Below are 23,652 nucleotides of genomic sequence, written 5' to 3'. Positions count from 1 at the left end.
CACAAATTGGCTGACAGCTGAATCATCGCTATAAAACGCGAGGTAAAATGCCCAAAGATTGATGGATGGTTCGCAGAATTTGCAAGGGTTATTGAGAAAGCAAAGCTGCGAGAAAGGAAGAGCCATGGCTAAGAAGACGGGAGAGAAAGACACGGTTGGAAGGGCCAAAGGTTTCGATATGCCCATCGATGAGGAATCGGCTGGCAAGCTGCTCGATACCATCTACAGGAGCGCACTGAATGGCGTCCCTAAGGTGAGTCGCTCGGTCGACGAGATGGTTGAGGACTACACGGGAAAGGCGAAGTCACCCGATGATGCCGCAAGGGCACTCGCAAAGTGGCAGATCATGAAATGCGGAACCTCAGGTTTCGTCACCGGGCTCGGGGGCTTGATTACGCTTCCGGTCGCAATTCCCGCGAACATAAGCAGCGTCATGTACGTCCAGATGCGCATGATCGCCTGCATCGCGAAGATGGGTGGCTATGACGTTACGTCCGACCAAGTTCAGACGATGATCTACATGTGTCTCACGGGTACGACGGCGAGTGATCTTGTCAAAATGGGGCTCATCAAGACTGGGACGAAATCGCTTGAGGTCGCAATCAAGAAGATTCCCGGGGCGGCACTCGTGAAGATCAACCAGAAGGTCGGCTTCAGATTTATCACGAAGTTCGGCGAGAAAGGCATCATTAACCTCGGGAAAATGCTGCCCCTCGCCGGCGGCGTGATTGGCGGCGGTGTGGACGTGGCATCGACGAGCATCATTGCTAAGAGCGCCATCAGGATGTTTATGGAGGGCGAGGACCCCGATGGAACCCTGCCCACTGAAGCGGAGGTCGAAAGCATCGAAGATGTTGAGGTGGAAAGCGACCTGCTTTAGTCCTTGCTACGTGCTCCACACCCCATTGCCTAGCCTATGCCGTAGGGGCTGCCCGGCCGTTATGAGGTATCCCGCCTGCTCCTCGCGGTCTATTCGGCACATCGCGCGCATCGTTTGCTTTGAGTCGCAGGCCGTGTCATTGCCGCCCACGATGGCCTTGTGGTTGTTGAATGTGGTCGGGCCCATGTGACCCTTGGGCGGTTCTCAGCCCGCATCTACCAGGATTCTATCGAGCTCGTTCGAGCATCGAGTGTGTAGGGCATGCTCGAGAGCGTCGTCGTCCGCATGGACTACGCCGCGCAGGTTTGTCATGTCGGAAATCGAGGCAAGACGCTGCAGCCGTAGAACCAGTAGTTCAAATCGATGTTGGCAAGCCTCGAGGTGTCATCGGCGATGGACACGCGCTTCATGCTCTTCTATACCGCAACCTTAGCTCTCAGCTAATGAATTCAAGTTTAATCCTTTCTACGATATGCTGTGTGCCGGCACGGTAGCCGGATCGTAGGAAGGATGAATAATGGCAAAAGAGGGAAAGAAGCCAATCGGCAAGATTGTCCTAGGCATCATCGTGGTGCTGGTTATTGTCGGTGCCGTGGGCTCTATGGGCGGCAACTCAACCGATTCGTCTGCGAGCGATTCGGCAAAACCTGCCGAGACGACACGGCAGGCTGAGGAGCAAAAAGAACCGCAAGAACCGTATACCATTGCTGACGAGGCTGAAGACACTTCCAATCAGTTTACCTATAAGATCACGGGCACCCTGACCAATAACACGGACAAGGAAAAGAGCTACATTCAGATTGAATATGTTCTGTATGATGCCGATGGCAACCAGGTTGGAACGGCTCTTGCAAACACCAATCATCTGAAGGCGGGCGGCTCCTGGAAGTTCGAGGCGCTGGGTACGGTGTCTCCCGACCAGGTTGCTAGCTGGGAGCGTTCGGACGTAAGCGGTTTCTAGCATGTTGCATGCACTGGGGGAGGTGAAGTCGTATGTCCGATAAAAAGCTGACCGAGGAGTTGCTCAATGAGCTTCTCGATGCGCTGAACATCGATGACTATATCAAAGAACACGACTTTGCCGCTCCGTCGCTTTCGAACTACCTGAAGCAGCTACTGCAGGAAAAGGGCTTGGAGCGCTCGCGCGTGGTTCGTATGGCCGATCTCAATGAGACCTTTGGGTATCAGATCTTTACCGGTGCGCGGCATCCGAGCCGCAATAAGGTGCTGCAGATTGCCTTTGCGATGGCGCTGACGCTCAAAGAGACCAACCGTGCGCTGACGGCTGCCGGGGTAAGCGTCCTTAACTGCAAGGACCGCCGCGATGCGATTATCATCTTTTGCATCGATCGCGGGTGCAGCCTCCAAAAGGTCAACGAGGAACTGTATCGCTTTGGCGAGGAGACGGTGAGTTAGCGGCTGATATCTGAGCCGGCGGAGCTGTCGAACAACGATGCAAACGAACGGGGCGCGGATGCCATGGGGTGTCTGCGCCCTGCGCTATGATGGAGGCTATGGATACTCAGACCCCAACATATTCCAATGACGAGCTGACCGCAGCGCTTGCCGAGCACCTGGCGTCGCTCGATCGCGACGACAGCTATCGCGTGGAGCGTGTACTTAAGCGCTCGTCCGTTGAAACAACCGAGCTCGTGTACTTTGAAGGAACCGGCGGTGGTTCGCTCGGCCCCTTTGTCCGTAAACGCATCGATGCTTCGGCTCAAATCGGCGGGGCATACGAGCGTCTGTTTGCCGCCCAGCGGGCAGGCAGGCGTTTTGAGCACCTGCCCAGAATCGTCGATTGTCGTCGTGTGGGCGACGAGCTCAACGTGGTTATGGAATACATCGAAGGGGAGACATTCGGGGCGCTGGTGGACCGTCTGGGAGCCACTCCCGATTATGTGCGTGAATTGTATCCTGCCCTATGCGATGCCGTGGGCGAGCTCCACGCCGGTTTTGCAATGGCGGGGGAGACGCCGGCGCCGGTGATCCATCGCGACCTCAAGCCGTCGAATATTATCGTGACAGGTGCCAACTATACGCTTGATGACGGCCTGACATTTTCATCGCTGGTGATTATCGACTTGGGAATCGCCCGCGTATGGCGCGATGGCGCCGATGCCGACACCGTCAAGTTTGGCACGCGACCCTATGCGCCGCCCGAGCAGTACGGGTTTGGGCAGACGAGCGTGCGCAGCGATGTCTACGCACTTGGCGCCCTGTTGTTCTTCTGCTTGACGGGAGTCGACCCTAAACCAGGGCTCGACATGCGCGAGCAATGCGAGGCGCGCGGCATTCCCACTCCACTTGCCGATGTCATCTGCATGTCGATGGCGCTTGACCCGGCCAAACGTTTTGCGAGTGCGGAAGCGTTGGGACGGGCGACGCGCGCGGCATACGACCTGAGTCGCCCCGTGCGGCCTCCTGCGCCTGTCCGTACTCCGGCATCGGAGACGGTGTTGACGCCCCAAGGGCTCAAGAACCCCACAGGGCATCCTGGGCCTGCCGCCTCCGCTGCATGCGGTCTGCTCTCTCGCGTTCCGGAGTCTCTGGGGCGCATTTGGAATACACTCGTCTGCTTTTCGCTGCTTGTGTTCTTTGCAGGAAGTCACTTTGCCGTCTTTCACCCCACGGGAGCAAACCAAAGCTACCCGACGTGGCTTCTCGTAATCGAGTATTTTATCTTTGTCGATGGCCTTATGGTGCTTATGCATTTTGCGCTGCTCGATAAGCGCCGTCTTCGTCGGCGATTCGCACTGCTCGACAGCTATCGCGGCAAGAAACTCGCGAAACTCTGGTTCAAGGCATTGGGTGTGCTGCTCCTATGCATGATCGTCATAGTCGCGGTTGCCAATGCGACCGGCGTCGTCGATACCTCCGCTACCTAAAGAAAAGGGCCCCGTTGGGGCCCTTTGCAGTTGCACTTAGATGCGGTTCATCTGAGCGGCGACTTTGTTGTACCAGTCCTGCCACGTGGGCGGGCAGTACTTTTTGGCCGCAGCCGGGGTAAGGGTGGAGCCGTAGTTGGCGCCCAGATAGGCAACGTGAGCGGAGATGCCCTCGCTCCAGCTGCCAAAGCTGCGCCAGCCGCCGCCACGTGCACTCCAGCCCCAGGCGTTGTAAGAATTGGCGCAATAAGCACCCTTGGTGCTCTCGATGCAGGCGATGGCGGGGGACCAACGGGGGTCGACACCGGTATTCCAAGCGGCGACGGCAAAGTTATAGCCCTGGCCTGCCATGGGGGAGCCGGCGAGATAATTGTCGATGCGGCTCGTCCACTCATTAATGAACGAATCGTAATCGGAGCTACCGGTATTGGCGTTGTTCACCGTGGTGTCGATGGTGGTGTTGGTGTTGGTGGCCTGGCTGCTGGAATTGCTGCCGCTTACGCCCTCGCCCGAGAGCTTCTCGGCGGCAGCGGCCTTATCGGCCTCAAGCTTGGCAAGCTCGGCGGCATTTTCCTGCTCGGCTTTTGCCTGTGCCTCGCTGCGGAGCTGCTGGGCCTGTGCCAGCGCATCCTCGGCGTTTTTCTGCTCTGCCTCAAGCTGAGACTTGGCTTGCTGGAGCTCGGCTTTGTTCTGCTCGAGTTCGGTTTGCATGTTATTGAGCTCTTCGATCTCGTCGACGCTCGAGCTCGTGATCTGGTTGGTGTATTTGCAGGTCGTGATGAACTCACCCAGGCTCTGCGCGTTGACCAGGAAGCTCACGATGGGATTGGTGCCCTTCTGATACTTGTACAGATCGCGCATGGCGGAGCTTGCCTTGGCCTGCTGCTCGGGAAGCTTAGCCTCGATTTCCTCGATGCTTGCCTCATTGGAGTCAATCTGCTTTTGCAGGTCATCGAGTTTGGTGCGGGCGTCGTTGTAGGCGCTCGTGGCGGCTTCGATCTTCTGCTGGGCTGCGGAAAGCTGGTCCTGCGTTGCCTGCGAGGCGGCATACGCCGCAACGGGGGAGAGCATCGGCGTGGCCGTCAGCGCAACGGCGAGCGCGGCGCTCGTGATGATACGAGCCGGCTTCGACGCAATGAGCGCTGCGGTGCGATGATTCGAATGCTGCATCCAGTCCCTCTGCAATCAATCGTAGGTTATGGTTCGAACGGTATTCTACTACTGCTTTCGACCTCAACTTGAACCTTAAAGGTTCCAAAGGGTCAAGTTGAACTTGAGGCTTTGGCTTTGACCTGCAGTTATGATGAATTGTTGAGAAACCATAGAGTTCAACTTTAACGTTACAGGGGTCTGTTTGAGAGGAGTTTTGGGCTATAAAGCTATCTCAACGTGGGGTTTTACAGCTACAGCGCGCCCTCCTGACGAGCCTGCTCAATCTCTTCGAGCGCCTCGGCAGGGGTGAACGAACAGGTGCCGTCGCCGAGTTTGACTACCTGGATATCGTCGCCGATATGGACCTCTCCGCTCTTTAGTACCACGCCAAAAATGCCCTCGTGCGGAAAGATGCAGTCGCCAGCGAGATAGTAGATAGCACAGCGTGTGTGGCAGACCTTGCCGATTTGGCTGATTTCGACGAGCACCTCGCTGCCAAGCTTGAGCTGCGTACCCAAAGGGAGCGAGAGTAGATTGATGCCCTGGGTGGTGAAGTTTTCTCCAAAGTCACCCTCGCGCACATCGAGTCCGCGAGCCTGCGCCGTCTGGATGGACTCTGCGGCCAAAAAGGAAACCTGACGGTGCCAATGTCCGGCGTGTGCATCGGTGGCGAGACCAAATTGCTCTATAACGGTGTCGTGTCCATCGGCGACGGGTGACTTGCGCGTGCCCTTGTGTGCCGACGTGTTGATTGAGACGATGCGGGCGGGTCCGTTGTAGGCGTCGTTTGCCGTGCACAGGGGAGCGGTCGCTTTCGCACGTTCCACCAGCTCGCGCTTCGCAGCATTGAGGATGGGATTATCGGTCGGATGGTCTTGGGGCACGTGTGCGCCTTTCGCTCGAGGATGTCAATACGCTGAATCCTACAACAATGGTAGGTTCATTGCCCATTGTCATACAACGGTGAGCGCCGTCTTCGTGCTGGCCTTCGTGCTGGACGATTACGTCGATTGCCATAGATACGGTGGAGCTTTGGGCGCCGGCGGCTTGGCACGCTAGAATAAATCAGTTGCGCAAAGACCGCCCATTGTGTGGGCAGTTCATGATAGGAAGTTTCCATGGCATTGCAATTTACAGAGCGCGAGTTCATTCCCGTGCTGCTCGGTGGCGACATCAACGCCTATTCGGTGGCGCGCGCCTTCTACGAGGAGTACCAGGTCAAGAGTCTGGTCTTTGGCAAGTATCAGACGGGTCCCGCGTACCGCAGCCAGATTATCGACTACACTCCCAACGTGGATATCGACACCATGCCCGTGATGCTCAAAACCGTCAACGGCATTGCCCAAGCGCATGCCGACAAGACGATTGTCCTTGTGGGCTGTGGCGACAACTATGTTGCCCTCGTGGCTCAGGCCAAGGATGCTCATGAGCTGGCGGACAACATCGTCGCTCCCTACGCGCCCTACAGCATGCTCGAGCAGTGCCAGAAGAAGGAGATCTTCTACGAGCTGTGCGAGAAACATGGCGTGCCCTATCCGCACACGTTTACCTTTACCAAGGCGATGCTCAATGCCCAGGGTGAGGCGCCTGCCGAAGTGCTCGACCAGATCGATTTTCCTTACCCGATGATTCTGAAGCCTTCTGACGGCATCATGTGGTGGCAGCACGAGTTCGAGGGCCAGAAAAAGGCCTATGAGATTGCCGACCGTGCCGAGCTGGAACAGGTCATTCGCGACTCGTATGCCAGTGGCTACACCGACGACCTGATCTTACAGGACCGCGTGCCCGGTAACGACGAGTACATGCGCGTGCTCACCAGCTATTCCGACCGCAACGGCATGGTGCGCATGATGTGCCTGGGTCACGTACTGCTCGAGGAGCATCAGCCCCACGGTGTCGGCAACCATGCCTGTATCATTACCGAGCCTAATGACGAGCTCATGGGCGGCGTGCGCAAGTTGCTCGAGGACCTTCACTTTGTGGGCTATTCCAACTTTGACGTTAAGTACGACGAGCGCGATGGCTCGTTTAAGTTCTTCGATTTCAACACGCGCCAGGGCCGCAGCAACTACTACGTTACCAACAGCGGCTTTAACGTTGCCAAGTATGTGGTGGACGAGTATGTGTTCAACCGCCCGTTTGCGCCGGAGTTTGTGACGGCGCAGGACGAGGCTCTGTGGATGGTCGTCCCCATGGGCGTCGTCGACAAATACGTCAAGGATCCCGAGCTGCGCGCTAAGGTGCATCGCCTGGACAAGGAAGGCAAGGGCGCCGACCCTTCGTTTATGAAGGGCGACTTTGTCTTTAACCGCTGGCTGCGCATGTGGCACACTAAGCTGCGCCACTTTAAGCTGTTCAAGACGTATTACAAGTAGATGAGTGCGGCGCCCGTCCGGTTTGCATCGGGCGGGCGCGGGTACGATACGCGCAATTGCGCAAGCGTCACCAAGGAGGCGGCGATGGAAAAGCTGGGAGTTATCGGCGGCATGGGCGCCGAGGCCACGTCGTATTACTACGACCAGGTGGTGCGTCATACGGCTGCTGCCTGCGATCAGGAACATATCGACATGGTGGTGCTCTCCAAGTCGACCATGCCCGACCGCACGCTGGCCATTAAGACCGGCGAGCATGCCAAGCTGCTGGCGACCATGAAAGAGTGTGCCCAGGCACTCGAGTCGCTGGGCTGTGCGCACATTGCCATTCCCTGCAACACGTCACACTACTTCTACGACCAGATCCAGTCGTTTACCACAGTGCCGATTATCCACATGCCGCGTGAGTCGGTGCGCTATGCTCTGGCCGGTGCGGTGATGGGGGAGTGCGAGTTCGACCCCAACCTGAGTATGCCGGCCGAGCCGGTGCACAAGATTGGCATCATGGGCACCGACGGAACCGTGGGCGCGGGCGTCTACGGCCGCGAATGTAAGGCTGCGGGTGTTGAGGTTGTCTATCCCAGCGAGAAACGTCAGAACGATGTGATGTCGCTTATCTACGATGATGTGAAGGCCGGACGTGAGCCCGATATGGATAAGTTCGACCGCGTGATGTGGGAGTTCGCCCGTAGCGGCTGCGACCGCGTCATCCTGGCCTGCACGGAGCTCTCGGTGCTGCAGAAATACCGTGAGATGCCCGAGATCACCCTCGACGCCATGGACGTCCTGGTGCGCGAATCCATCATCCGCAGCGGCGCTCCCTACCGCCTCTAGCTTCCGACCTGCCAAAAAGGGACAGGTTAATTATGGTGGGTTTTATCTGGAGAAACAGTAAAGGCCTCGGCTCGTTTGGTGCGAGCCGAGGCCTTTTGCGTTGGGCGGTTGCTGTCGGTGGTGAACTAGAACAGGAAGCCGATGGCGATGAGGGCGATGCTGACGATGAGCACGGCGATGTCCAGACCCTTGATGGGATAGCGCTTGTACGAGCTGGCGCGTGTGCGCAGATAGAAGCCGCGCTGTTCTGCCGCCAAGGCTGTGGCATCGGTCTTGCCCACGCTCGAGATGAGCAGTGGCACACACAGTGGCAGCATGAGCTTAAGCTTCTTGATGGGGTTCTTGGTGTCGTACTCGACGCCGCGTGCGGTCTGCGCCTCCATGATGGCGTTCATCTCCTGACCAAACACCGGCACAAAGCGCAGCGCCGTGGTAAAGGTGAAGGCATAGCGATACGGCACGTGCAGCACCTCGACGCAGGCGTTGGCAAGGTCGTTGAGCTTGGTCACCATGAGCATGAGGATGAGTGGTAACGCCACGCCCAGCAGGCGCAGGCAGGCCTTCGATCCTGTGATGAGACCCGTGTCGGTGATAAAGTTCCACACCACGTTGCCATCGCGCATAAAGGCCAGCTGGAGCACCAGCATGATAAGCGCGAGCGGAATCAGCAACTTGAGCAGCGAGAGCAGACGGTCGATGACACCGGCATAGGCACCCAGCGCAAGGGTGAGTGCCAAAAAGCCCAACAGCGCCACGTAGGTGTCGGACAAGAAGATGCCGACGATGATGGCGGCGGCGAGGCCCAGTTTGACGACGGGGTTCAGGCGATGCAGTAGCGTATCGCCCGGCATGTAGTCGATGACGTTAACCACGGTGGACCATCTCCTTGGTAATTCGAACGACATCGGTGACCTCGCTCACCTGCGCAAAAGCGGGCGAGACGGAAGATGCCAGACGGCGCGAGAGTTCAATAACCTGGGGAGGCTCCACGTAGGCACGCCGCATGAGATCGATGTTCGAGAATAGCTCGTGCGTGCGGCCGCGGTCGAGGATGCGACCGTCGGCCATTACCACAATGCGCTCGGCAAAATCCGAGACGACTTCCATATCGTGGCAAACCATGATAACGGCGCAACCGCGCTCGGCCATGGTGCGCACCGTTTCCATGACGGTCATGCACTCGCGGTAATCAAGGCCGCTCGTGGGCTCGTCGAGCACGACGATCTTGGGCTCAACCACTACGACGGAGGCAAGCGCCACCATTTGTCGCTGACCGCGCGAGAGCGAGAAGGGCGCCTCGTCGGCCGGCAAGCCAAAGCGGTCGATGACGAGTTGGGCACGACGCAGAGCCTCGGCATGGTCCATGCCGCCAAGCTCCAAGCCAAAGGCGACCTCGTCGAGCACGGTGTCCTTGCAGATCTGGCGGTCGGGGTTTTGGAAGAGGGTCGCGACCTCGCGAGCGATGCGGCTCGTGGGAACGGCTGCGGTATCCAGTCCCGTGACGCGCACGCTGCCCGAGGCGGGCTTAAGCAGGCCTGTGAGCAGTTTGGTGAGCGTGGTCTTGCCGGCGCCGTTTTGGCCGACGATGCCCACGAGCTCGCCAGGATAGAGCGTCAGGCTAAGGTCGTGTACGGCGGCTCCGCCATTGGGATAGGCAAACTCAACATGGTCGAAGGTGAGTACGGGTTCGGCGTCCTTGGCATGAGGACGCAACGACGGTGCATGCGGGGAACCGGCGGGCGCCTGGGCTTCGATAGCCGCGTGTGCGGGGTCGACGATGCCCGAAATCAGGCGCTCGGCCTCATCGACATCCAAGCAGGGGGTGCCGCTTACCAGGCCATCGGTTTCGAGGCTATTGAAGATACGCGTGACGCGAGGGCAGTCGACGCCGATGGCACGGAGCTCGTCGGTATGCGCGAAGACCTCGTGTGGCTCGCCCTGCAGCGCGATTTCGCCATGATTGAGCACGAGCACGCGGTTGCAGTACTCCGAAAGCAGGGCGACCTTTTGCTCAACGACGACGATGGTGATGCCGAGTGCACGGTTGGCCTCACGCAGGGTCTCGAAAACCAGCGTGGAGCTGGCGGGGTCGAGTGCCGCGGTGGGCTCGTCGAGAACCAAGACGCGCGGACGCATGGCGAGGATGGCGGCGATGGCCACTTTTTGCTTCTGTCCGCCCGAGAGGGTGGCGATCTCGCGGTCGCGCAGGTCGCTGATGCCGACGGTCTCGAGCGTTTCGCTCACGCGCTGCTCGATCTGGTCGTGGGGAACGCCAAAGTTCTCGAGGCCAAAGAGCATCTCGTCCTCGACGACCGAAGCGACCATCTGCGTGTCGATATCCTGCAGCACACTGCCGACGATTTGCGAGACGTCGGTGAGCGAGACTTCGCAGGTGTCGTGGCCGTCGACCATGACGGACCCAAAGAACGTGCCGGTGTAGTGGTGGGGCACGGCACCCGACAGGCAGGCGGCAAGCGTGGACTTGCCGGCGCCCGAGGGCCCGATGATGCCGATGAAATCTCCCTTGTTCACGCTGAGCGAGATGTGGCTGAGCGCCTGCTCGGTCTGCGTGCCATAGGAGAACGAGACATCGTCGACGTTGATGATCGTTTCCATGGATACCTTTCATAGTCATTGGGGACAGTCTTAAATGACCAGTTGTTTAAGACCGTCCCAAAAAAGTTCGTTGTTTGGGACGGTCTTTGGTGGTGAAGCACGGAGACGGCTTTACGAGGGGGCCCAGGTTGGCGCGAAAGAGGAGCGAAGCGTACTTGGGTACGCGAGCGACGAATGAACGCCAAGATGGGGTGGCTCGTAAAGCCGAGCGGGTTAGTTGAGCCTAAGGGCCTTCTGGATGGGCAGGTAGAGGGCGCCGACCAGAATGGCGTTAAAGACGGCGGTCATGGCGACGACGGGCAACATGGCGGCGGCGAGCTCGCCTACCACGCCGAGCATGGCCATCTTGATGACCATGAAGATGACGCCGGAGACAAAGGTGGTCAGGAAGGTTGCAACAATGGCGACGGCAGGCTTGACCTGACCGTTCTTGCCGGCGGCGTTGACGATGCCGGCCATGAGCATGGCGGCGATGCCCTCGGCGGCAAAATCGACGAACGGCGAAGTGGTGGTGATCTGGATCACGGCAGCCGAGATGAGGCCGATGACGAGCGCTTGGCCGATGTTAGGGCGAACGACCAGGATGGTGAGGCAGAAGGCCGAGATGATGAACTCGGGGCTGATCATGCCGCCCGAGATGCCCGAGATGGCCTTGCCGACGGTGAAGTTGAGGATGAAGCCTGCAGCGAGCAGGATGGCGAGCAGGACGAGAGCGCGGACGTCGAGTTTGCCGCGGTCGGCGGTCTGGACGGTGCGGGGCTGGGCGGCGGTGGTGTTCTGAGACATGGTGAAAATCCTTTCGGAATGGGGGTGCAAGAGAAAAGCGGAGGCGCGTGATGCGAATGCGATCGGGCTCGAGATAGAAAAAGGCCCCCGGTCGAAACCGGAGGCCTTCCAATCACCTAGAGCGCAAAAACAGGCGTGAGGGACTCACTGTCGACCGATCGTATTCGCATCACGCCACCACCAGTTGTTGAGAGACTTCATCGTGTTCTTCATGTCGGTGGCTCCTTTCGTGATGCCGTGGCGCGGTCGCACCTAGTTGCTGTTGCGCTGCACTATAGCACAGCGAAGTGTGTGCGGGGAAATCTTTTTTGAAAAGATTTCAGCGGTGTTTCCCGTCGGTCGAAAGGCGGGTTAAGCGGGCGAGGTGACTCATGTGCCCCGCCCGCTCAGCTAGGACATGAGGGTCTTAGGCCTTCTTGCGACGATAGATCACGTAGGCGCAGACACCGATGATGACGACGGCGCCAACGGCCATGGCGGCCATGTTGTTGCCCTCGGACTTCTCCTCGGTGACCTCTTCCTCTTCGGCCTCGGGCTCGGCCACGTCCTCATCGGAAAGGGCCTCGTCGGCGTAGGTGATGGATTCGACCAGGCAGTCGTTGTCGGCATCGTAGTCGCTCGGGACGAACTCCTCGGAGAAATCGCCCTCCTTGAGGTAGTCGCGCATCTCCTCGAGCATGGCCTTGCACTTAACATAGGTGTTCTTGGTTGCAGCCTTGCCGGCCTTGTTGGCCAGGGCGGTACGGGCCTCGGTGCCTTCTTCGGCCTGCATGGCCTCGTCGACGGTCAGGTTCTGCTCGATGAGTTCCTTCTGCAGGGCGTCGAGATAGGCGCGGACGCCGGTGGCGCAGTGGTCGCGGTTCTCATAGGCGAGCGTGTTGATGTCCATGAGGACGTAGTTGATGGAGTTCTTGGGCTCCTCGTTGTTCACGACGTCTTCCTCTTCGCAGTGATCGAAGGAGACATCCTGATCGCTGAAGTAGGGGCTGACCTCGGTGAGCAGTGCGGAGTAGAAGGGGATGGCGACGGAGAATTCGGCGTTGGAGAGCATCTCCCACTGAATGGTCGCGATCTCGGGGTCCGTGCCCTGACGGATCTGGAAGGTGTGGATCTCGGTGTTGCGGTTGGAGCCGATGGCATAGGCGCCGTCGGTGTTGGCGTTGAGGCCGGCGACATTCTCGCCGCGAGCGGCGAAGGAACGAATCATCTCAAAGGTGTTCCAGTCGGACTTGCCGGGCTGGAAGAACAGCGGCTGCATCTCGTGGACCAGGGCGCCGGTCGTGGCGCGAGCCTCTTCGCGCTCGTCCTTGACGATCTCGTAGTCGGTGCCCTCGGCAAGCGGAGCCATGAAGTAATCACGACCCTGGATATAGCGCGACCACTGGTGCATACCGGCCTCGCTAATCTCCTCGCCGTAGGTCTTGGCGACGTCGAACTTGCCGTCGGTGTACTCGGCAAAGCCCTTCTCCTTAGGCATGGACTCGATGCCCTCGGAATGGAGACAGTTCTCGGTGTCATCGAGGTCGACGTTATAGGTGAGGTTGCCGATGTTGGGGTTGAGCGAGGCGATGTCATCGGCGAGCTTCATAGCAATCCACTGATGGCCGGAAAGCGCTGCAAACAACCAGGTCTCGTTGTTGTCGGCAATGATGATCTGGTCGTTGGAGCAGACGCCCTGCTCGTCAATCAGGCTGCCGAGGAGCTCGACACCCTCGCGGGCCGTGGCACTCTCGCCCAGAATGACGCTGGCGTAGTTGTATTCGCCAATGCCAGTCTCCTCGGTGATGGGGTCGGCCTCTTCGGCCTTCTCGTTATAGGAGGTGCTCAGCGTGGCAGAGCAGGAGACGCCCTTCTCGTTGATGCCTGCCTCGGAATATGCGTCGTAGCGATCTTCCCACTGCGAGGGGTTGTCGCGAACGAAGGTGTAGCGGTAGGTTGCGCCCTTGGACTTGTACTCAAAACCGGACTCGACCGAGGTGTACTCGTTGCCGTCCTTGTGTGCGGGCTCAATGCCAAAGTGCTTGATGTAGCGCGGACCGAAGTCCTCGGAACGGCCGTAGTACGTGTTGCCGTCTGCCGTGAGCTTGCTGCCCATGTAGATCTGGGTGCAGGCGAGTGCCGAAGTCGGCATGGCCATGATGGCCGCTGCTCCAAACGCAAGGCCGCAGCCGAGCTTCTTGAGCATGTTGACAGGATGAGTAAACCTCATAATCCCTCCCAACTGTTGAAACCCCGCGAAACCGTACGGAGTTTCAGCTAATAAATACATCTACTAGCCTAAAGGAAGTGTAAAGAGTATTCACTCGACAACAGCTTTTACTCGATGAGCGTGTGGAAATATACGATGAACGGATAATAATACTCATTTTATGGCTTTAGTTAAATAAAGGCACCCTGCATTTACTGTAGCTGAATAAAGCATTAGACGGTGCTCAAAAAGAAAACTCTCCCGCTGTTTAGGATTTGCATAAACAGCGGGAGAGTCGATAACTGGATGAATATCATACCAATGTGGATTTACTTCTTTCGGCGGTGAATCACGTTGATGGCGTAACCGACGAGCATGGCCAAGACGATGACAATAAAGCCGATCAGGGGATTGTCGTTCATGGGGTCCTCCTATTTTCCGAGCGGGGAGAATTCGTCGACGATGAGGTCGAGGCATTGCGGTAGCGCGCGGGCGCCAAAGACGCCGGAGTTGCTGGAGATGATCTCGCCATCAAACTGCATGCCGAGCGATGGCGTGCAGGTAATCTTGGCTTCTTTGGTCTGGATGATCTTAAACTGCGGGCGGCCGAGTACCTTGCCGGCGGGGTCGAGCGCGGCGGTGATTACCGTGGGGAGCAACTGCACCGTGCGCACGGGCTCAATAACGACGATGTCGACCATGCCGTCGTTCATACGGCAGTTGGGGAACAGGTTGATGTCGTTTTGGATGACAGACGTGTTGCCCGCCATGCAGCAGATGCCGTCGAGCTCCTCAACAATGCCATCATGCTCAATGGTAAAGTGCGCCACCGTGGGGTTGGGCGTGGCGAGAGCGGAGAGGAAGTAGGCGATCTCGCCGATGTCGTTTTTGGTGGGGGCGGCCTTCATCATGATCTCGGCGTCAAAGCCCGAACCGGCGATGATGATAAAGCCATGGCGCTTTTCGTTGCCGTTCTCGTCGAGCCAAAAGAGCTCGCCCATGTCGACTTTGACCGTGCGGCCGGCGCGACATGCCTTGGCAAGCGCCGCTGCCTCGGGGGCATTGCCGATGTTGTTAAAGAACAGGCAGGCCGTGCCAGAGGGGAAAACGAGCGTGGGGACGCCGCAGCCGCGCATCTGGTCGAGCACGTTGGAGACGGTGCCGTCGCCGCCCGAGACGACCACGCGGTCGAACTCGCGAACGTCTGCCACGGCGTCCTCGGGCTCCATGCCATCGCCGATAAAGCGCATCACGACTTCGTCGCCGCCCTGTGCAAGGGCGTGCGTGAATGCGTAGATTTCATCTGAGCTGGGGCCCGATGCCGGGTTGTGGATGATAAGGCAGCGCATACTTACGTTCCCGTTCTGTGACTAACCGAGTATAGTTGTAAGGCAATGCCGATATCCTACCCGTGTTTTTCGGGCCTAACCTTATTCGATGGGTTGATATGTACATTTCCACACATCAGGCTCTACTCGACTTTTGCCAGCGCGCCCGTGAGTTCGACGCGATTGCCGTCGATACCGAGTTTTTGCGCGAGCGCACGTTCCATCCGCGTCTGTGTTTGGTTCAGATTGCCACCCCTGCCGAGAGTGTAGCGGTCGATCCCCTGGTAATCGACGACCTATCGCCGCTGGCCGAGCTTATGGCCGACGAGAGCGTGACCAAGGTCTTCCACGCCTGCTCGCAGGATATGGAGGTCATGCTCCATACCGTAGGCGTGCTGCCGCGTCCGATTTTTGACACGCAGGTGGCCGCCGCCTTTTTGGGCGAGCGTCAGCAGATTTCCTACGGCGCGCTCGTGCAGACGTTTTGCGGCGTCTCATTGCCCAAGACCGAGTCACTGACCGACTGGTCGCGTCGCCCGCTGACCGATAAGCAGATTGAGTACGCGATCGATGACGTCAAGTATCTGATCGTCGCCTATACCGAGATGATGAGCCGCCTGCGCGAGCTGGGCCGCGTGGACTGGGTGCTCGACGAGCTGCGCCCGCTGGCTGACGAGTCGCACTATCGCGCCGATCGCCACGAGGCGTTCCGCAAGGTCAAACGCATCAACTCGTGCAGTCGTCACCAGCTGGGTATCGCGCGCGAGCTCGCCGCCTGGCGTGAGGACCGCGCCGAGCGCCGCAACATCCCGCGCAAATGGGTCATGTCCGACGACACGCTGCTTGCGCTCGTTAAACGCAATCCCGTGCGCGTTGAGGAGTTCCGCAGCATTCGCGGTACCGATCAGTTGGGGGAGCGCGACGTGGACGGTGCGCTCATGGCCATCAAGCGCGGCGCAAGCTGCCCGCACGATCGCCTGCCGCTCATGGTGCGCGGGCATCGCCAGATCTCTCCGGAGTTGGAGAGCGTGACGGATCTCATGTACGCGCTCATCCGCCTGGTTGCCGAACGCTCGGGAGTGGCGACCTCGGTCATTGCCTCGCGCGATGACCTGGCCGACTACATTGAGCATCCCGAGCAGAGCCCCTTGCGCGAAGGCTGGCGCTTTGAGCTTGTGGGCTCGCGCCTGGACGATCTGCTCTCGGGCAACATGGGGTTGACGGTCAAAGATGGCAAAATTGAATTGCTGTAAGGAAGCCTAGCCGCTTGAGTGGGTAGAATGCCTCCAACGTGTAACTCGATTCGGAGGAATTCGCATGCCTTATTACTATGGATACGGCTTTGGCATCGACCCGCTGTACCTGCTGGTTGTTCTTGTCTGCACGGTGATTGGCCTTGCCGCACAGAACTATATCAACTCGACGTACAAAACCTGGTCCAAGGTTCGCTCGGACGGCGACACGGGCGCCACGGTCGCTCGCCGCATGCTCGACGCCAACGGCTGCAACGCCGTGGGTATCAAGGGTGTCGCCGGCGAGCTCACCGACCATTACAACCCACAGGACAATAACCTGTATCTCTCGGATGCCAACCGTTCGGGCGGGTCGGTCGCAAGCGTTGCCGTCGCCTGCCACGAGGCGGGCCATGCCGCCCAGCGTCAAAGCGGTTACGCCATGATGAAGGTTCGCACCGCCCTCGTGCCGGTCGTCAACTTTACCCAGAACACCTGGACCATCGTGTTGCTCTTGGGCCTGTTTATGAACATCGCGGGACTCACGACCCTCGCACTGATCTTCTTCTCGTTTAGCGTGCTGTTCCAACTGGTTACGCTGCCGGTCGAGATTGATGCCAGCCGCCGCGCCGTGGCGTACATCGAGCAGTCGGGCATGAGCTCCAAGCAGGTCAATGGTGCCAAGAAGGTCCTGACGGCAGCCGCGCTTACCTATGTTGCTGCAGCGCTCACTTCGATCATTCAGCTGCTCTACCTGATGGCTCGCTACAACAGAAACTCCAACCGATAACAAATTGGCTTGACAGGCGCCGCGGAGATTTGTGTCCCCGCGGCGCTGTACTATGTGTTGGACTTGAATTTGCGCAGGGCCGGAGCCCTTGTGCACGATAACGAAAGGAGGCTGCGTGGCAGGCTGGAATCTGACCGGCAATGCCGTTTCCGCCGAGTTCGACGGTTCGGACGAGCAGGAGCGTAAGGAACTCAGCGTGAGCCAGGCGGTGGAGATCGCCGCCGGCGCGCTCGATGCCATTCCGCAGCTGAGCGTTTTGGGCGAGGTCACGGGCTTCCGTGGCCCCAATGCCCGAAGCGGCCACTGCTACTTTCAGATCAAGGACGACTCGGCGGCCGTCGACTGCATCATCTGGAAGGGTGCCTATCTCAAGCGCACGTTCGATCTGCGCGACGGCATGCAGGTGAGCTTTAAGGGCAGCTTCAATCTTTATAAGGCCACGGGCCGCATGAGCTTTGTCGCTCGCTCATTCTCGCTGGCGGGGGAGGGTCTGCTGCGTCAACAAGTGGCGCAACTGGCCGAAAAGCTGCGTCGCGAGGGCCTGATGGACGAAGCGCGCAAGCGCCGTATTCCGGTGTTCTGCTCCCGCGTGGCGGTCGTCACCTCGCTTTCGGGTGCCGTAATCGACGACGTCAAGCGCACATTGCGTCGTCGCAACCCGCTCGTCGAGCTCGTCTGCGTGGGCGCCAAGGTTCAAGGTGAGGGTGCGCCGGCTGAGCTCATTGAGGGCTTGCGCCGCGCCGCCGCCATCACGCCGGCGCCCGACTGTATTTTGCTGGTGCGCGGCGGCGGCTCCTTTGAGGACCTCATGACCTTTAACGACGAGGAGCTTGCTCGCGCGGTGGCGGCTTGTCCTGTGCCCGTGGTGACCGGCATTGGCCATGAGCCTGATACCTCGATTTGCGACATGGTGAGCGACCGCCGCGCCTCCACGCCCACGGCGGCGGCAGAATCGGTGGCGCCGGCTATGACGGAGTTGGCCGATGTGCTCGAGGCGCGCCATCAGCGTCTGAGTGCCGCGATGGCATCGATGATTGGGTCGAATCAGGTTGATCTGGAGATGCTCGACCAGCGCGGTCGCCGCGCCTGGGATACCTATACGGCCCGCTTGGGCGATGCGCTCGATGCGGCTGCGTGCCGCCCGTGCCTCAACGACCCAACGTTTATGGTCGAGCGTCGCGAGTCTGAGCTTGCCCTGACGGCCGATCGCCTGTCGGGCGCCATAGTACGCTCGGTCGGGACATTCCGCTCCAACTTTGAGCGCCTGCCCGAGCGTCTGGTTGCAAGCACCTCGGGGCTCGATGGCAAGCGCCATGCGCTCGCGCTTGCGAGTTCCCGTCTGGAGCATCAGGGGCGCACGATGCTCAACAAGCCCGCGTCCGACCTGGGCCGTGCGGCAGCCTCGCTAGATGCCCTGTCGCCGCTCAAGGTGCTTGCCCGTGGTTATTCCATCGCGTACAGCGATGATGGGGTGGCCACGAGCGCCAAGACCTTTAAGGCCGGTGACGCCATCCGCGTGCGCATGGCAGACGGCAACGTGACGGCAACGGTCGATACGGTCGAGTAGGCCGCGTTTCATAGCGATAAACCTTTAGGAAAGGAAACAGATATGGCAGAGAAAACCCCGGTCGAGCAGCTTACGTACAAGCAGGCTTCGCAGGAGTTGGAGCTCATCATCCGCAGCTTGGAGTCGGGCGATATGGAGCTCGAGGAGTCGCTCGAGAGCTATACCCGCGGCGTCGAGCTCCTCAAGAGCCTGCGCACCCGCCTGTCCGATGCCGAGCAGAAGGTCTCGGTGCTTCTTAAGGACGTCGACGGCAACGACGTGCTCGCCGACGGCGAAGCCGCCAACACCGACGACAACCTCTCGTTCTAACCATCCCGACCAAATATAATTACCTTGGTCTGTGAGAAAGGAACCAACCATGTGCGATTGCATCTTCTGCAAAATTGCCAACCACGAGATCCCCTCGACCGTTGTCTATGAGGACGACCAGGTCATCGCATTCGACGACCTCAACCCCCAGGCGCCGGTCCATACCCTCGTGATCCCCAAGAAGCACTACAGAGACATCGCCGACAACGTACCGGCCGAGACCATGGGCGCCATGGCTCACGCCATCCAGGAGGTCGCTAAGGCCAAGGGCTTGGAGGACGGTTTCCGCGTCATCTCCAACAAGGGTGCCAATGCCGGCCAGACCGTCATGCACTTCCACATGCACGTTCTCGGCGGCAAGAACCTGGGCGAGAACCTCATCTGAGGACGCTTCTTCCTTGCAATGAAACGGAAGCTTAGGCACCGATAACTTATATATCAACGCAATAAACCCGAGCGCGAGGGCGTTTGGGTTTATTATTGAAGCGTATGTAACCTGGCGGCGCCACGCCGCCTGTTAGTAGGGAGACACATGAACGTTCTGGTCGTCAACGCGGGATCTTCGACCCTTAAGTATCAGGTCATCGATACCAAGTCCCACAAGGTGTCCGCAAAGGGCTCCTGCGAGCGCGTCTGCTTTACCGGCGGTACCTTCACCCACGCTGCCAACGGTTCCAAGAAAGTGACCGAGAACATCGAGTTCCCCGACCACAAGGTCGCCATCGAGGTCGTCCTGAAGGACCTTGAGGCCAACGGCGTCAAGATCGAGGGTATTGGCCACCGTATCGTTCAGGGCGGTTGGTACTTTGGTGATTCCTCCCTCGTCGACGAGGACGTCCTCGCCAAGATTCGCGAGGTCGCCCCGCTGGCGCCGCTGCACAACAACCCCGAGGCCAACGTTATCGAGTACTGCCTGGAGCAGTATCCCGACCTGCCCAACGTCACGGTCTACGACACCGCTTTCCACTTCAATATGCCCGAGGTCGCCAAGACTTACGCCCTGCCCAAGGACGTCTGCGACAAGCTGCACATCCGTAAGTACGGCGCTCACGGCACCAGCTACCGTTACATCTCCAAGAAGGTCGCCGAGATGACCAACGGCGAGGCCCGCAAGGTCGTCGTGTGCCATATCGGCTCCGGCGCTTCCCTGTGCGCCATCGAGGATGGCAAGTGCATGGACACCACCATGGGTCTCACCCCGCTCGACGGCGTCATGATGGGCACCCGCTGTGGCTCCATCGACCCGGCTACCGTGTGCTACCTGCAGCGTGAGGGTGGCTACACCTTCGACGAAGTCGATGAGATGATGAACAAGAAGTCCGGCCTTTTGGCCGTGACCGGCGGCAAGACCAACGACTGCCGTAACGTCGAGGAGCTCGCCGCTGCTGGTGACCCCGAGGCTCAGCTCGCCTTCGATATGTTCGTCTACAAGATTGCCGCCAAGGCTGCCGAGATGGCTACTTCTATGTGCGGTATGGACACCCTGGTCTTTACTGCCGGCATTGGCGAGCACGCTCCGGCGGTCCGCGCCGGCGTTGCCGACCGCCTGGCCTTTATGGGCGTCAAGATGGATCATGCCCGCAACGCCCTGCGTGGTGACGGCGCTTGGTGCCTGTCTGCCAAGGATTCCAAGGTCAAGATCTTCGTCATCCCCACGGACGAGGAGTTCATGATCGCTTCTGACGTCGAGCGCATCGTCAACGGCAAGTAATTGCAAGAGGGGAGGGGCTGGACGACCGAGCGCCGTTCGGCCCCTCTTTTGCGCTCGTTGGGCGATATGACTGATAGCTATTTATCAATTCTAAAGAAACTTGATATAGAAAATCCGATTATCCGCATAAATACAGCATTTAAGGGCTGTTCATCACTTGAAAAAATAAGTGTTTTACCACGAATTTACCATAATTGAATATGAGTCTTGATATGACGAAATATAAAGGGAGATTGCACGTATAATAAAACCGCGTATCTCCCTTTAACAAACTATCTAAAGTTTTCTACATTTATAACTCTGGAAAAACAATCGCACAAATTCATGTTGTGAGTGACCATGATTATAGTAATGCCCTTTTCATTTAATTCTTTCAAAAGTTTCATCACTATCAATTCGTTCTCTTTATCAAGTCCAGAAGTTGGTTCATCAGCTAATATAATCTGACTTCCTTGCAAAATCAATTTAATAATTGCAATTCGCTGTTGCTCTCCACCGCTTAACTGATATACTTTTTTGTTAAGCATGTCACTTAGCTCAAATTGCTTTAAATACTTATTGATTAGTTTCAGTTTTTCTTCTTTTTTTACTTTTTTATATTCAAGAGCTAATTTTAAATTCCACAACACGCTTTCATCTTCTATTAGTCCATAATTTTGAAATAGATAGCCTATTGTATATCTTCTCAAAATCATAGCATTTTTACCGTTCATGGACAAATTTTTATGACTATCAATAGTGATTGTTCCCTCGGATATATCAGTAATCAATCCTATTATATTTAAAAGTGTCGTTTTACCTGCCCCGCTTTTCCCTACAAGCCCCACAAATTCGCCTTTTTCTATTTCTAAAGATAAATTTTCAAATAGAACCTGATTTTTCCCATATTCTTTTTTGACGTTCTTTAATGTAATCAATGACATACTTATGCCCCCTTTTCAATCTCATATAAAGCGTTTGAGATATAAATTCTATAAAGCAATTCGCAGAATATGTAGTCAATAAGTATAATCGCAAAAAGGCAAGCAAAATAATAATTTATAGCAGTTAATACGCCTGATATAATTATTTCGATTCCCCAAAAAATATACCGATTTTTCAGTGTCCTAAAATGAGAGAATCCTAAAATCTCTTTTGCCGCATATCTCTTTCGATTTACAAAAATGTCCACATAATTTGAAATATACAAAATAAACAGTAAAGACACTATAAAGACAATCGTAAACATAGTGAGTGTTTTAAGAACGAATGTCACATTTTCAAGTTGCATTAAATAAGGTGTAAGTAATGTTCCAGCTGTAACTAATTGCTCTAAATCATATTCTGATAACAAAGAAGAAAAATCTTCTCTTGACTCCATTTGAAAAAATAAACACCTTGTATTTAAAGAATCCAAATAGTAAAGTCCTGCAAAATTGCCCGTATCAACAATGATAACAGGATTAGCCATATCCGAAAAACCATTTTCTGTATTGACTTTTATCGTAGAATCATCGTCTATATAAACAACATTAAATTTATCAATAGTTTTTTCTTCTCCCGGTATTCCATAAAATTGATTGTAATTCATCAATCGGAAATATTCTTGCTTAATATATTCGCTAATAGAATTTTCATCATTCTTATATTTATGTGGAACTAATACTGTTGGTTCACTAAATATATCTTCTCCCAATGGTTTTCCACTGAGCTGGATATTTGAAAATTCATTCAGATAATTTCTATTTGCAATAACAAGCTGTTGTTCATAATAGGGGCGTGATGTCTGCAAACCACCGTCTGTCCTAAAATCACATAGTAGTGAATGGTTATGATTATACATCTCTAATGTTTGTTCAGAATATTTTTCTAATATGTCTGTGTTTGCTAACGCATAATCATACTCCGATGAATTAAAACCATTAGCGGTATAATATCCGTCCAGATACTTATAATCTAAAACAGCTTGTTGGCTTTGTCTAAATGAGTTCCCCTGATTCAGCAATGAAATAATAGTGATAGCGATTATTACCGAAAAAATTATTTTTATAGCCTGAACTACAATATTTGTGCCGCTATTTAAAGTCTTATTTTTTATCATTGCCTCTAAAGAAACAAACTTAATTAAAATACTTGTAATTAAAACACAAAGTATATTTATAGCTAAAACACCAATAAAGAACAGTACACTTGTTGCTAAATAAGAAAAATCATATCTGTTTGTTAATGCGTAATATAAATTTAGCAAGAACAGTAATACTAAACATATTACAGCAAAATATTTTATTACACTGGTAATTTGCTCCTTTAAAATATGTATAGTAGAAAAGCCCATGCTTTTTTTAATACCTATTTTTTTCAAACTATAAGACGTATAAATACAGTATATGATTTGAAGTACAATAAATAAGATTACAAAATTCAGAAGATTCAATTCTAATACCATACTATACGGAATAGCGTCATTTTCAAAGTTATTTATTGCGACGGACAGTTGAGAAGCTATCTCTTTAATTGCGTTAGCTGGTAAATCTGTATAGAATACACCAACACTATCTAAAAAATCTTCCTTTTGCAATTCATGATATTGAAACAAAATAGAGGAAGATATAGGCTGTTTTTGTGTAAACTCATTTAATGGATAGCAATATAAATCATAAACAGATTTATCTGTGGAAGTGAGCGTATTGTTAATGAGTTCTAATTTATTTTGAGAATATTCTTCTGTAAATATTGTATAAAATTTGTCGAGAATTTCTGGCGATGTTTCTTCTAAAACATACCCTTTTAAATTCTCAGTAGCAATGTTATTCTTTTCATAAATGTTGTAAATAGAAGTATTAAAAATATATGCAAAGAGTATGACTTCAAGGAAAATAAAAATCTTTAAAAATTTTTTCATAACATACGCCCCTTTCTTTGAAGAAATGTATAAAATAGGGCGGGACAAATAGCCCCGCCCTAGGTGTTTGAACTATTTTACTTAATATGGATAATAATCATAATAAGATGTTTCGTTC

Annotated in this window: 21 protein-coding genes; 12 read left to right on the top strand and 9 right to left on the bottom strand. The window is 55.5% G+C overall.

The window, feature by feature from the left end; genetic code table 11:
- The first annotated feature begins 124 nt into the window (after window positions 1–124).
- The 4 genes from AB5750_RS01810 (at window position 125) to AB5750_RS01795 (ending at window position 3,768) form a co-directional block, all read left to right on the top strand.
- Window positions 125–880, top strand: coding sequence for an EcsC family protein (locus AB5750_RS01810; RefSeq protein WP_368145149.1), 756 nt, complete (start codon window positions 125–127; stop codon window positions 878–880).
- Between the two features lie 517 nt (window positions 881–1,397).
- Window positions 1,398–1,841 carry an FxLYD domain-containing protein gene (locus AB5750_RS01805; RefSeq protein WP_006234331.1) on the top strand — a complete coding sequence of 148 codons (444 nt, stop codon included), beginning with the start codon at window positions 1,398–1,400 and terminating at the stop codon, window positions 1,839–1,841.
- Between the two features lie 32 nt (window positions 1,842–1,873).
- Window positions 1,874–2,296: an XRE family transcriptional regulator gene (locus AB5750_RS01800; protein ID WP_368145151.1), complete on the top strand. Its 423-nt coding sequence runs from the start codon at window positions 1,874–1,876 to the stop codon at window positions 2,294–2,296.
- A gap of 98 nt (window positions 2,297–2,394) precedes the next feature.
- On the top strand, window positions 2,395–3,768 hold the full coding sequence (locus AB5750_RS01795; protein ID WP_368145152.1) for a serine/threonine protein kinase: 1,374 nt from the start codon (window positions 2,395–2,397) through the stop codon (window positions 3,766–3,768).
- A 36-nt stretch (window positions 3,769–3,804) separates the two neighbouring features.
- Here AB5750_RS01795 and AB5750_RS01790 read toward each other — a convergent pair whose 3' ends face one another.
- Both AB5750_RS01790 and AB5750_RS01785 read right to left on the bottom strand, forming a co-directional pair.
- Window positions 3,805–4,938 carry a coiled-coil domain-containing protein gene (locus AB5750_RS01790; protein ID WP_117770125.1) on the bottom strand — a complete coding sequence of 378 codons (1,134 nt, stop codon included), beginning with the start codon at window positions 4,936–4,938 and terminating at the stop codon, window positions 3,805–3,807.
- 233 nt (window positions 4,939–5,171) lie between these two features.
- Window positions 5,172–5,804: an MOSC domain-containing protein gene (locus tag AB5750_RS01785; RefSeq protein WP_368131398.1), complete on the bottom strand. Its 633-nt coding sequence runs from the start codon at window positions 5,802–5,804 to the stop codon at window positions 5,172–5,174.
- 234 nt (window positions 5,805–6,038) lie between these two features.
- Here AB5750_RS01785 and AB5750_RS01780 point away from each other — a divergent pair, with 234 nt between their 5' ends.
- Together AB5750_RS01780 and AB5750_RS01775 are read left to right on the top strand one after the other, a co-directional pair.
- On the top strand, window positions 6,039–7,295 hold the full coding sequence (locus tag AB5750_RS01780) for a carboxylate--amine ligase (RefSeq protein ID WP_368145154.1): 1,257 nt from the start codon (window positions 6,039–6,041) through the stop codon (window positions 7,293–7,295).
- A gap of 84 nt (window positions 7,296–7,379) precedes the next feature.
- A complete protein-coding gene (locus AB5750_RS01775) occupies window positions 7,380–8,126 on the top strand; it encodes an aspartate/glutamate racemase family protein (protein ID WP_270226906.1) in 747 nt (248 codons plus the stop codon).
- 125 nt (window positions 8,127–8,251) lie between these two features.
- Here AB5750_RS01775 and AB5750_RS01770 read toward each other — a convergent pair whose 3' ends face one another.
- The 5 genes from AB5750_RS01770 to AB5750_RS01750 form a co-directional block, all read right to left on the bottom strand.
- Window positions 8,252–8,998 carry an energy-coupling factor transporter transmembrane component T family protein gene (locus AB5750_RS01770; RefSeq protein WP_195232084.1) on the bottom strand — a complete coding sequence of 249 codons (747 nt, stop codon included), beginning with the start codon at window positions 8,996–8,998 and terminating at the stop codon, window positions 8,252–8,254.
- Complete coding sequence (locus AB5750_RS01765; protein WP_368145155.1) at window positions 8,991–10,742, bottom strand: ABC transporter ATP-binding protein; 1,752 nt, start codon at window positions 10,740–10,742, stop codon at window positions 8,991–8,993. The genes AB5750_RS01770 and AB5750_RS01765 overlap by 8 nt, the downstream gene beginning before the upstream one ends.
- Window positions 10,743–10,955: 213 nt before the next feature.
- Window positions 10,956–11,528, bottom strand: coding sequence for a hypothetical protein (locus AB5750_RS01760; RefSeq protein WP_161159682.1), 573 nt, complete (start codon window positions 11,526–11,528; stop codon window positions 10,956–10,958).
- A 406-nt stretch (window positions 11,529–11,934) separates the two neighbouring features.
- Window positions 11,935–13,737, bottom strand: a complete 1,803-nt coding sequence (locus AB5750_RS01755; protein WP_368145156.1) for a C69 family dipeptidase — start codon at window positions 13,735–13,737, stop codon at window positions 11,935–11,937.
- 410 nt (window positions 13,738–14,147) lie between these two features.
- A complete protein-coding gene (locus tag AB5750_RS01750; protein ID WP_138375272.1) occupies window positions 14,148–15,065 on the bottom strand; it encodes a diacylglycerol/lipid kinase family protein in 918 nt (305 codons plus the stop codon).
- 98 nt (window positions 15,066–15,163) lie between these two features.
- On the opposite strand from AB5750_RS01750, the gene rnd reads away from it, so the two are divergent.
- From rnd to AB5750_RS01720, 6 genes are all read left to right on the top strand, one after another.
- Window positions 15,164–16,297, top strand: a complete 1,134-nt coding sequence (gene rnd, locus AB5750_RS01745) for a ribonuclease D (protein ID WP_006234315.1) — start codon at window positions 15,164–15,166, stop codon at window positions 16,295–16,297.
- Between the two features lie 64 nt (window positions 16,298–16,361).
- A complete protein-coding gene (locus AB5750_RS01740) occupies window positions 16,362–17,066 on the top strand; it encodes a zinc metallopeptidase (RefSeq protein WP_161159686.1) in 705 nt (234 codons plus the stop codon).
- A 115-nt stretch (window positions 17,067–17,181) separates the two neighbouring features.
- Window positions 17,182–18,633 carry an exodeoxyribonuclease VII large subunit gene (xseA, locus tag AB5750_RS01735; RefSeq protein WP_438266008.1) on the top strand — a complete coding sequence of 484 codons (1,452 nt, stop codon included), beginning with the start codon at window positions 17,182–17,184 and terminating at the stop codon, window positions 18,631–18,633.
- 42 nt (window positions 18,634–18,675) lie between these two features.
- Window positions 18,676–18,942, top strand: a complete 267-nt coding sequence (gene xseB, locus AB5750_RS01730) for an exodeoxyribonuclease VII small subunit (protein ID WP_006234311.1) — start codon at window positions 18,676–18,678, stop codon at window positions 18,940–18,942.
- 49 nt (window positions 18,943–18,991) lie between these two features.
- Window positions 18,992–19,327 carry a histidine triad nucleotide-binding protein gene (locus AB5750_RS01725; RefSeq protein ID WP_368145158.1) on the top strand — a complete coding sequence of 112 codons (336 nt, stop codon included), beginning with the start codon at window positions 18,992–18,994 and terminating at the stop codon, window positions 19,325–19,327.
- 147 nt (window positions 19,328–19,474) lie between these two features.
- Complete coding sequence (locus tag AB5750_RS01720; RefSeq protein ID WP_006234305.1) at window positions 19,475–20,653, top strand: acetate/propionate family kinase; 1,179 nt, start codon at window positions 19,475–19,477, stop codon at window positions 20,651–20,653.
- Window positions 20,654–20,925: 272 nt separating this feature from the next.
- Here the strand turns inward: AB5750_RS01720 and AB5750_RS01715 are convergent, their stop codons facing one another.
- Window positions 20,926–21,576 carry an ATP-binding cassette domain-containing protein gene (locus tag AB5750_RS01715; protein ID WP_009243732.1) on the bottom strand — a complete coding sequence of 217 codons (651 nt, stop codon included), beginning with the start codon at window positions 21,574–21,576 and terminating at the stop codon, window positions 20,926–20,928.
- A gap of 2 nt (window positions 21,577–21,578) precedes the next feature.
- On the bottom strand, window positions 21,579–23,534 hold the full coding sequence (locus AB5750_RS01710) for a bacteriocin-associated integral membrane family protein (protein WP_101629281.1): 1,956 nt from the start codon (window positions 23,532–23,534) through the stop codon (window positions 21,579–21,581).
- Window positions 23,535–23,652: the final 118 nt, after the last annotated feature.

It is taken from the genome of Collinsella aerofaciens, from assembly GCF_040926185.1.
In the GTDB taxonomy this organism is placed as follows: Bacteria; Actinomycetota; Coriobacteriia; order Coriobacteriales; family Coriobacteriaceae; genus Collinsella; species Collinsella aerofaciens_BC.
This window is presented reverse-complemented; position numbering and strand designations above follow the sequence as displayed.

Excerpts from the sequence above, each read along its gene's own strand:
- AB5750_RS01810 (WP_368145149.1), top strand. The coding sequence starts at position 125 with ATGGCTAAGAAGACGGGAGAGAAAGACACGGTTGGAAGGGCCAAAGGT.
- AB5750_RS01710 (WP_101629281.1), bottom strand. The coding sequence starts at position 23,534 with ATGAAAAAATTTTTAAAGATTTTTATTTTCCTTGAAGTCATACTCTTT.
- AB5750_RS01750 (WP_138375272.1), bottom strand. The coding sequence starts at position 15,065 with ATGCGCTGCCTTATCATCCACAACCCGGCATCGGGCCCCAGCTCAGAT.
- AB5750_RS01725 (WP_368145158.1), top strand. The coding sequence starts at position 18,992 with ATGTGCGATTGCATCTTCTGCAAAATTGCCAACCACGAGATCCCCTCG.
- AB5750_RS01720 (WP_006234305.1), top strand. The coding sequence starts at position 19,475 with ATGAACGTTCTGGTCGTCAACGCGGGATCTTCGACCCTTAAGTATCAG.
- AB5750_RS01805 (WP_006234331.1), top strand. The coding sequence starts at position 1,398 with ATGGCAAAAGAGGGAAAGAAGCCAATCGGCAAGATTGTCCTAGGCATC.
- AB5750_RS01755 (WP_368145156.1), bottom strand. The coding sequence starts at position 13,737 with ATGAGGTTTACTCATCCTGTCAACATGCTCAAGAAGCTCGGCTGCGGC.
- AB5750_RS01740 (WP_161159686.1), top strand. The coding sequence starts at position 16,362 with ATGCCTTATTACTATGGATACGGCTTTGGCATCGACCCGCTGTACCTG.
- AB5750_RS01760 (WP_161159682.1), bottom strand. The coding sequence starts at position 11,528 with ATGTCTCAGAACACCACCGCCGCCCAGCCCCGCACCGTCCAGACCGCC.
- AB5750_RS01790 (WP_117770125.1), bottom strand. The coding sequence starts at position 4,938 with ATGCAGCATTCGAATCATCGCACCGCAGCGCTCATTGCGTCGAAGCCG.
- AB5750_RS01775 (WP_270226906.1), top strand. The coding sequence starts at position 7,380 with ATGGAAAAGCTGGGAGTTATCGGCGGCATGGGCGCCGAGGCCACGTCG.
- rnd (WP_006234315.1), top strand. The coding sequence starts at position 15,164 with ATGTACATTTCCACACATCAGGCTCTACTCGACTTTTGCCAGCGCGCC.
- AB5750_RS01765 (WP_368145155.1), bottom strand. The coding sequence starts at position 10,742 with ATGGAAACGATCATCAACGTCGACGATGTCTCGTTCTCCTATGGCACG.
- AB5750_RS01800 (WP_368145151.1), top strand. The coding sequence starts at position 1,874 with ATGTCCGATAAAAAGCTGACCGAGGAGTTGCTCAATGAGCTTCTCGAT.
- AB5750_RS01780 (WP_368145154.1), top strand. The coding sequence starts at position 6,039 with ATGGCATTGCAATTTACAGAGCGCGAGTTCATTCCCGTGCTGCTCGGT.
- AB5750_RS01715 (WP_009243732.1), bottom strand. The coding sequence starts at position 21,576 with ATGTCATTGATTACATTAAAGAACGTCAAAAAAGAATATGGGAAAAAT.
- AB5750_RS01795 (WP_368145152.1), top strand. The coding sequence starts at position 2,395 with ATGGATACTCAGACCCCAACATATTCCAATGACGAGCTGACCGCAGCG.
- xseB (WP_006234311.1), top strand. The coding sequence starts at position 18,676 with ATGGCAGAGAAAACCCCGGTCGAGCAGCTTACGTACAAGCAGGCTTCG.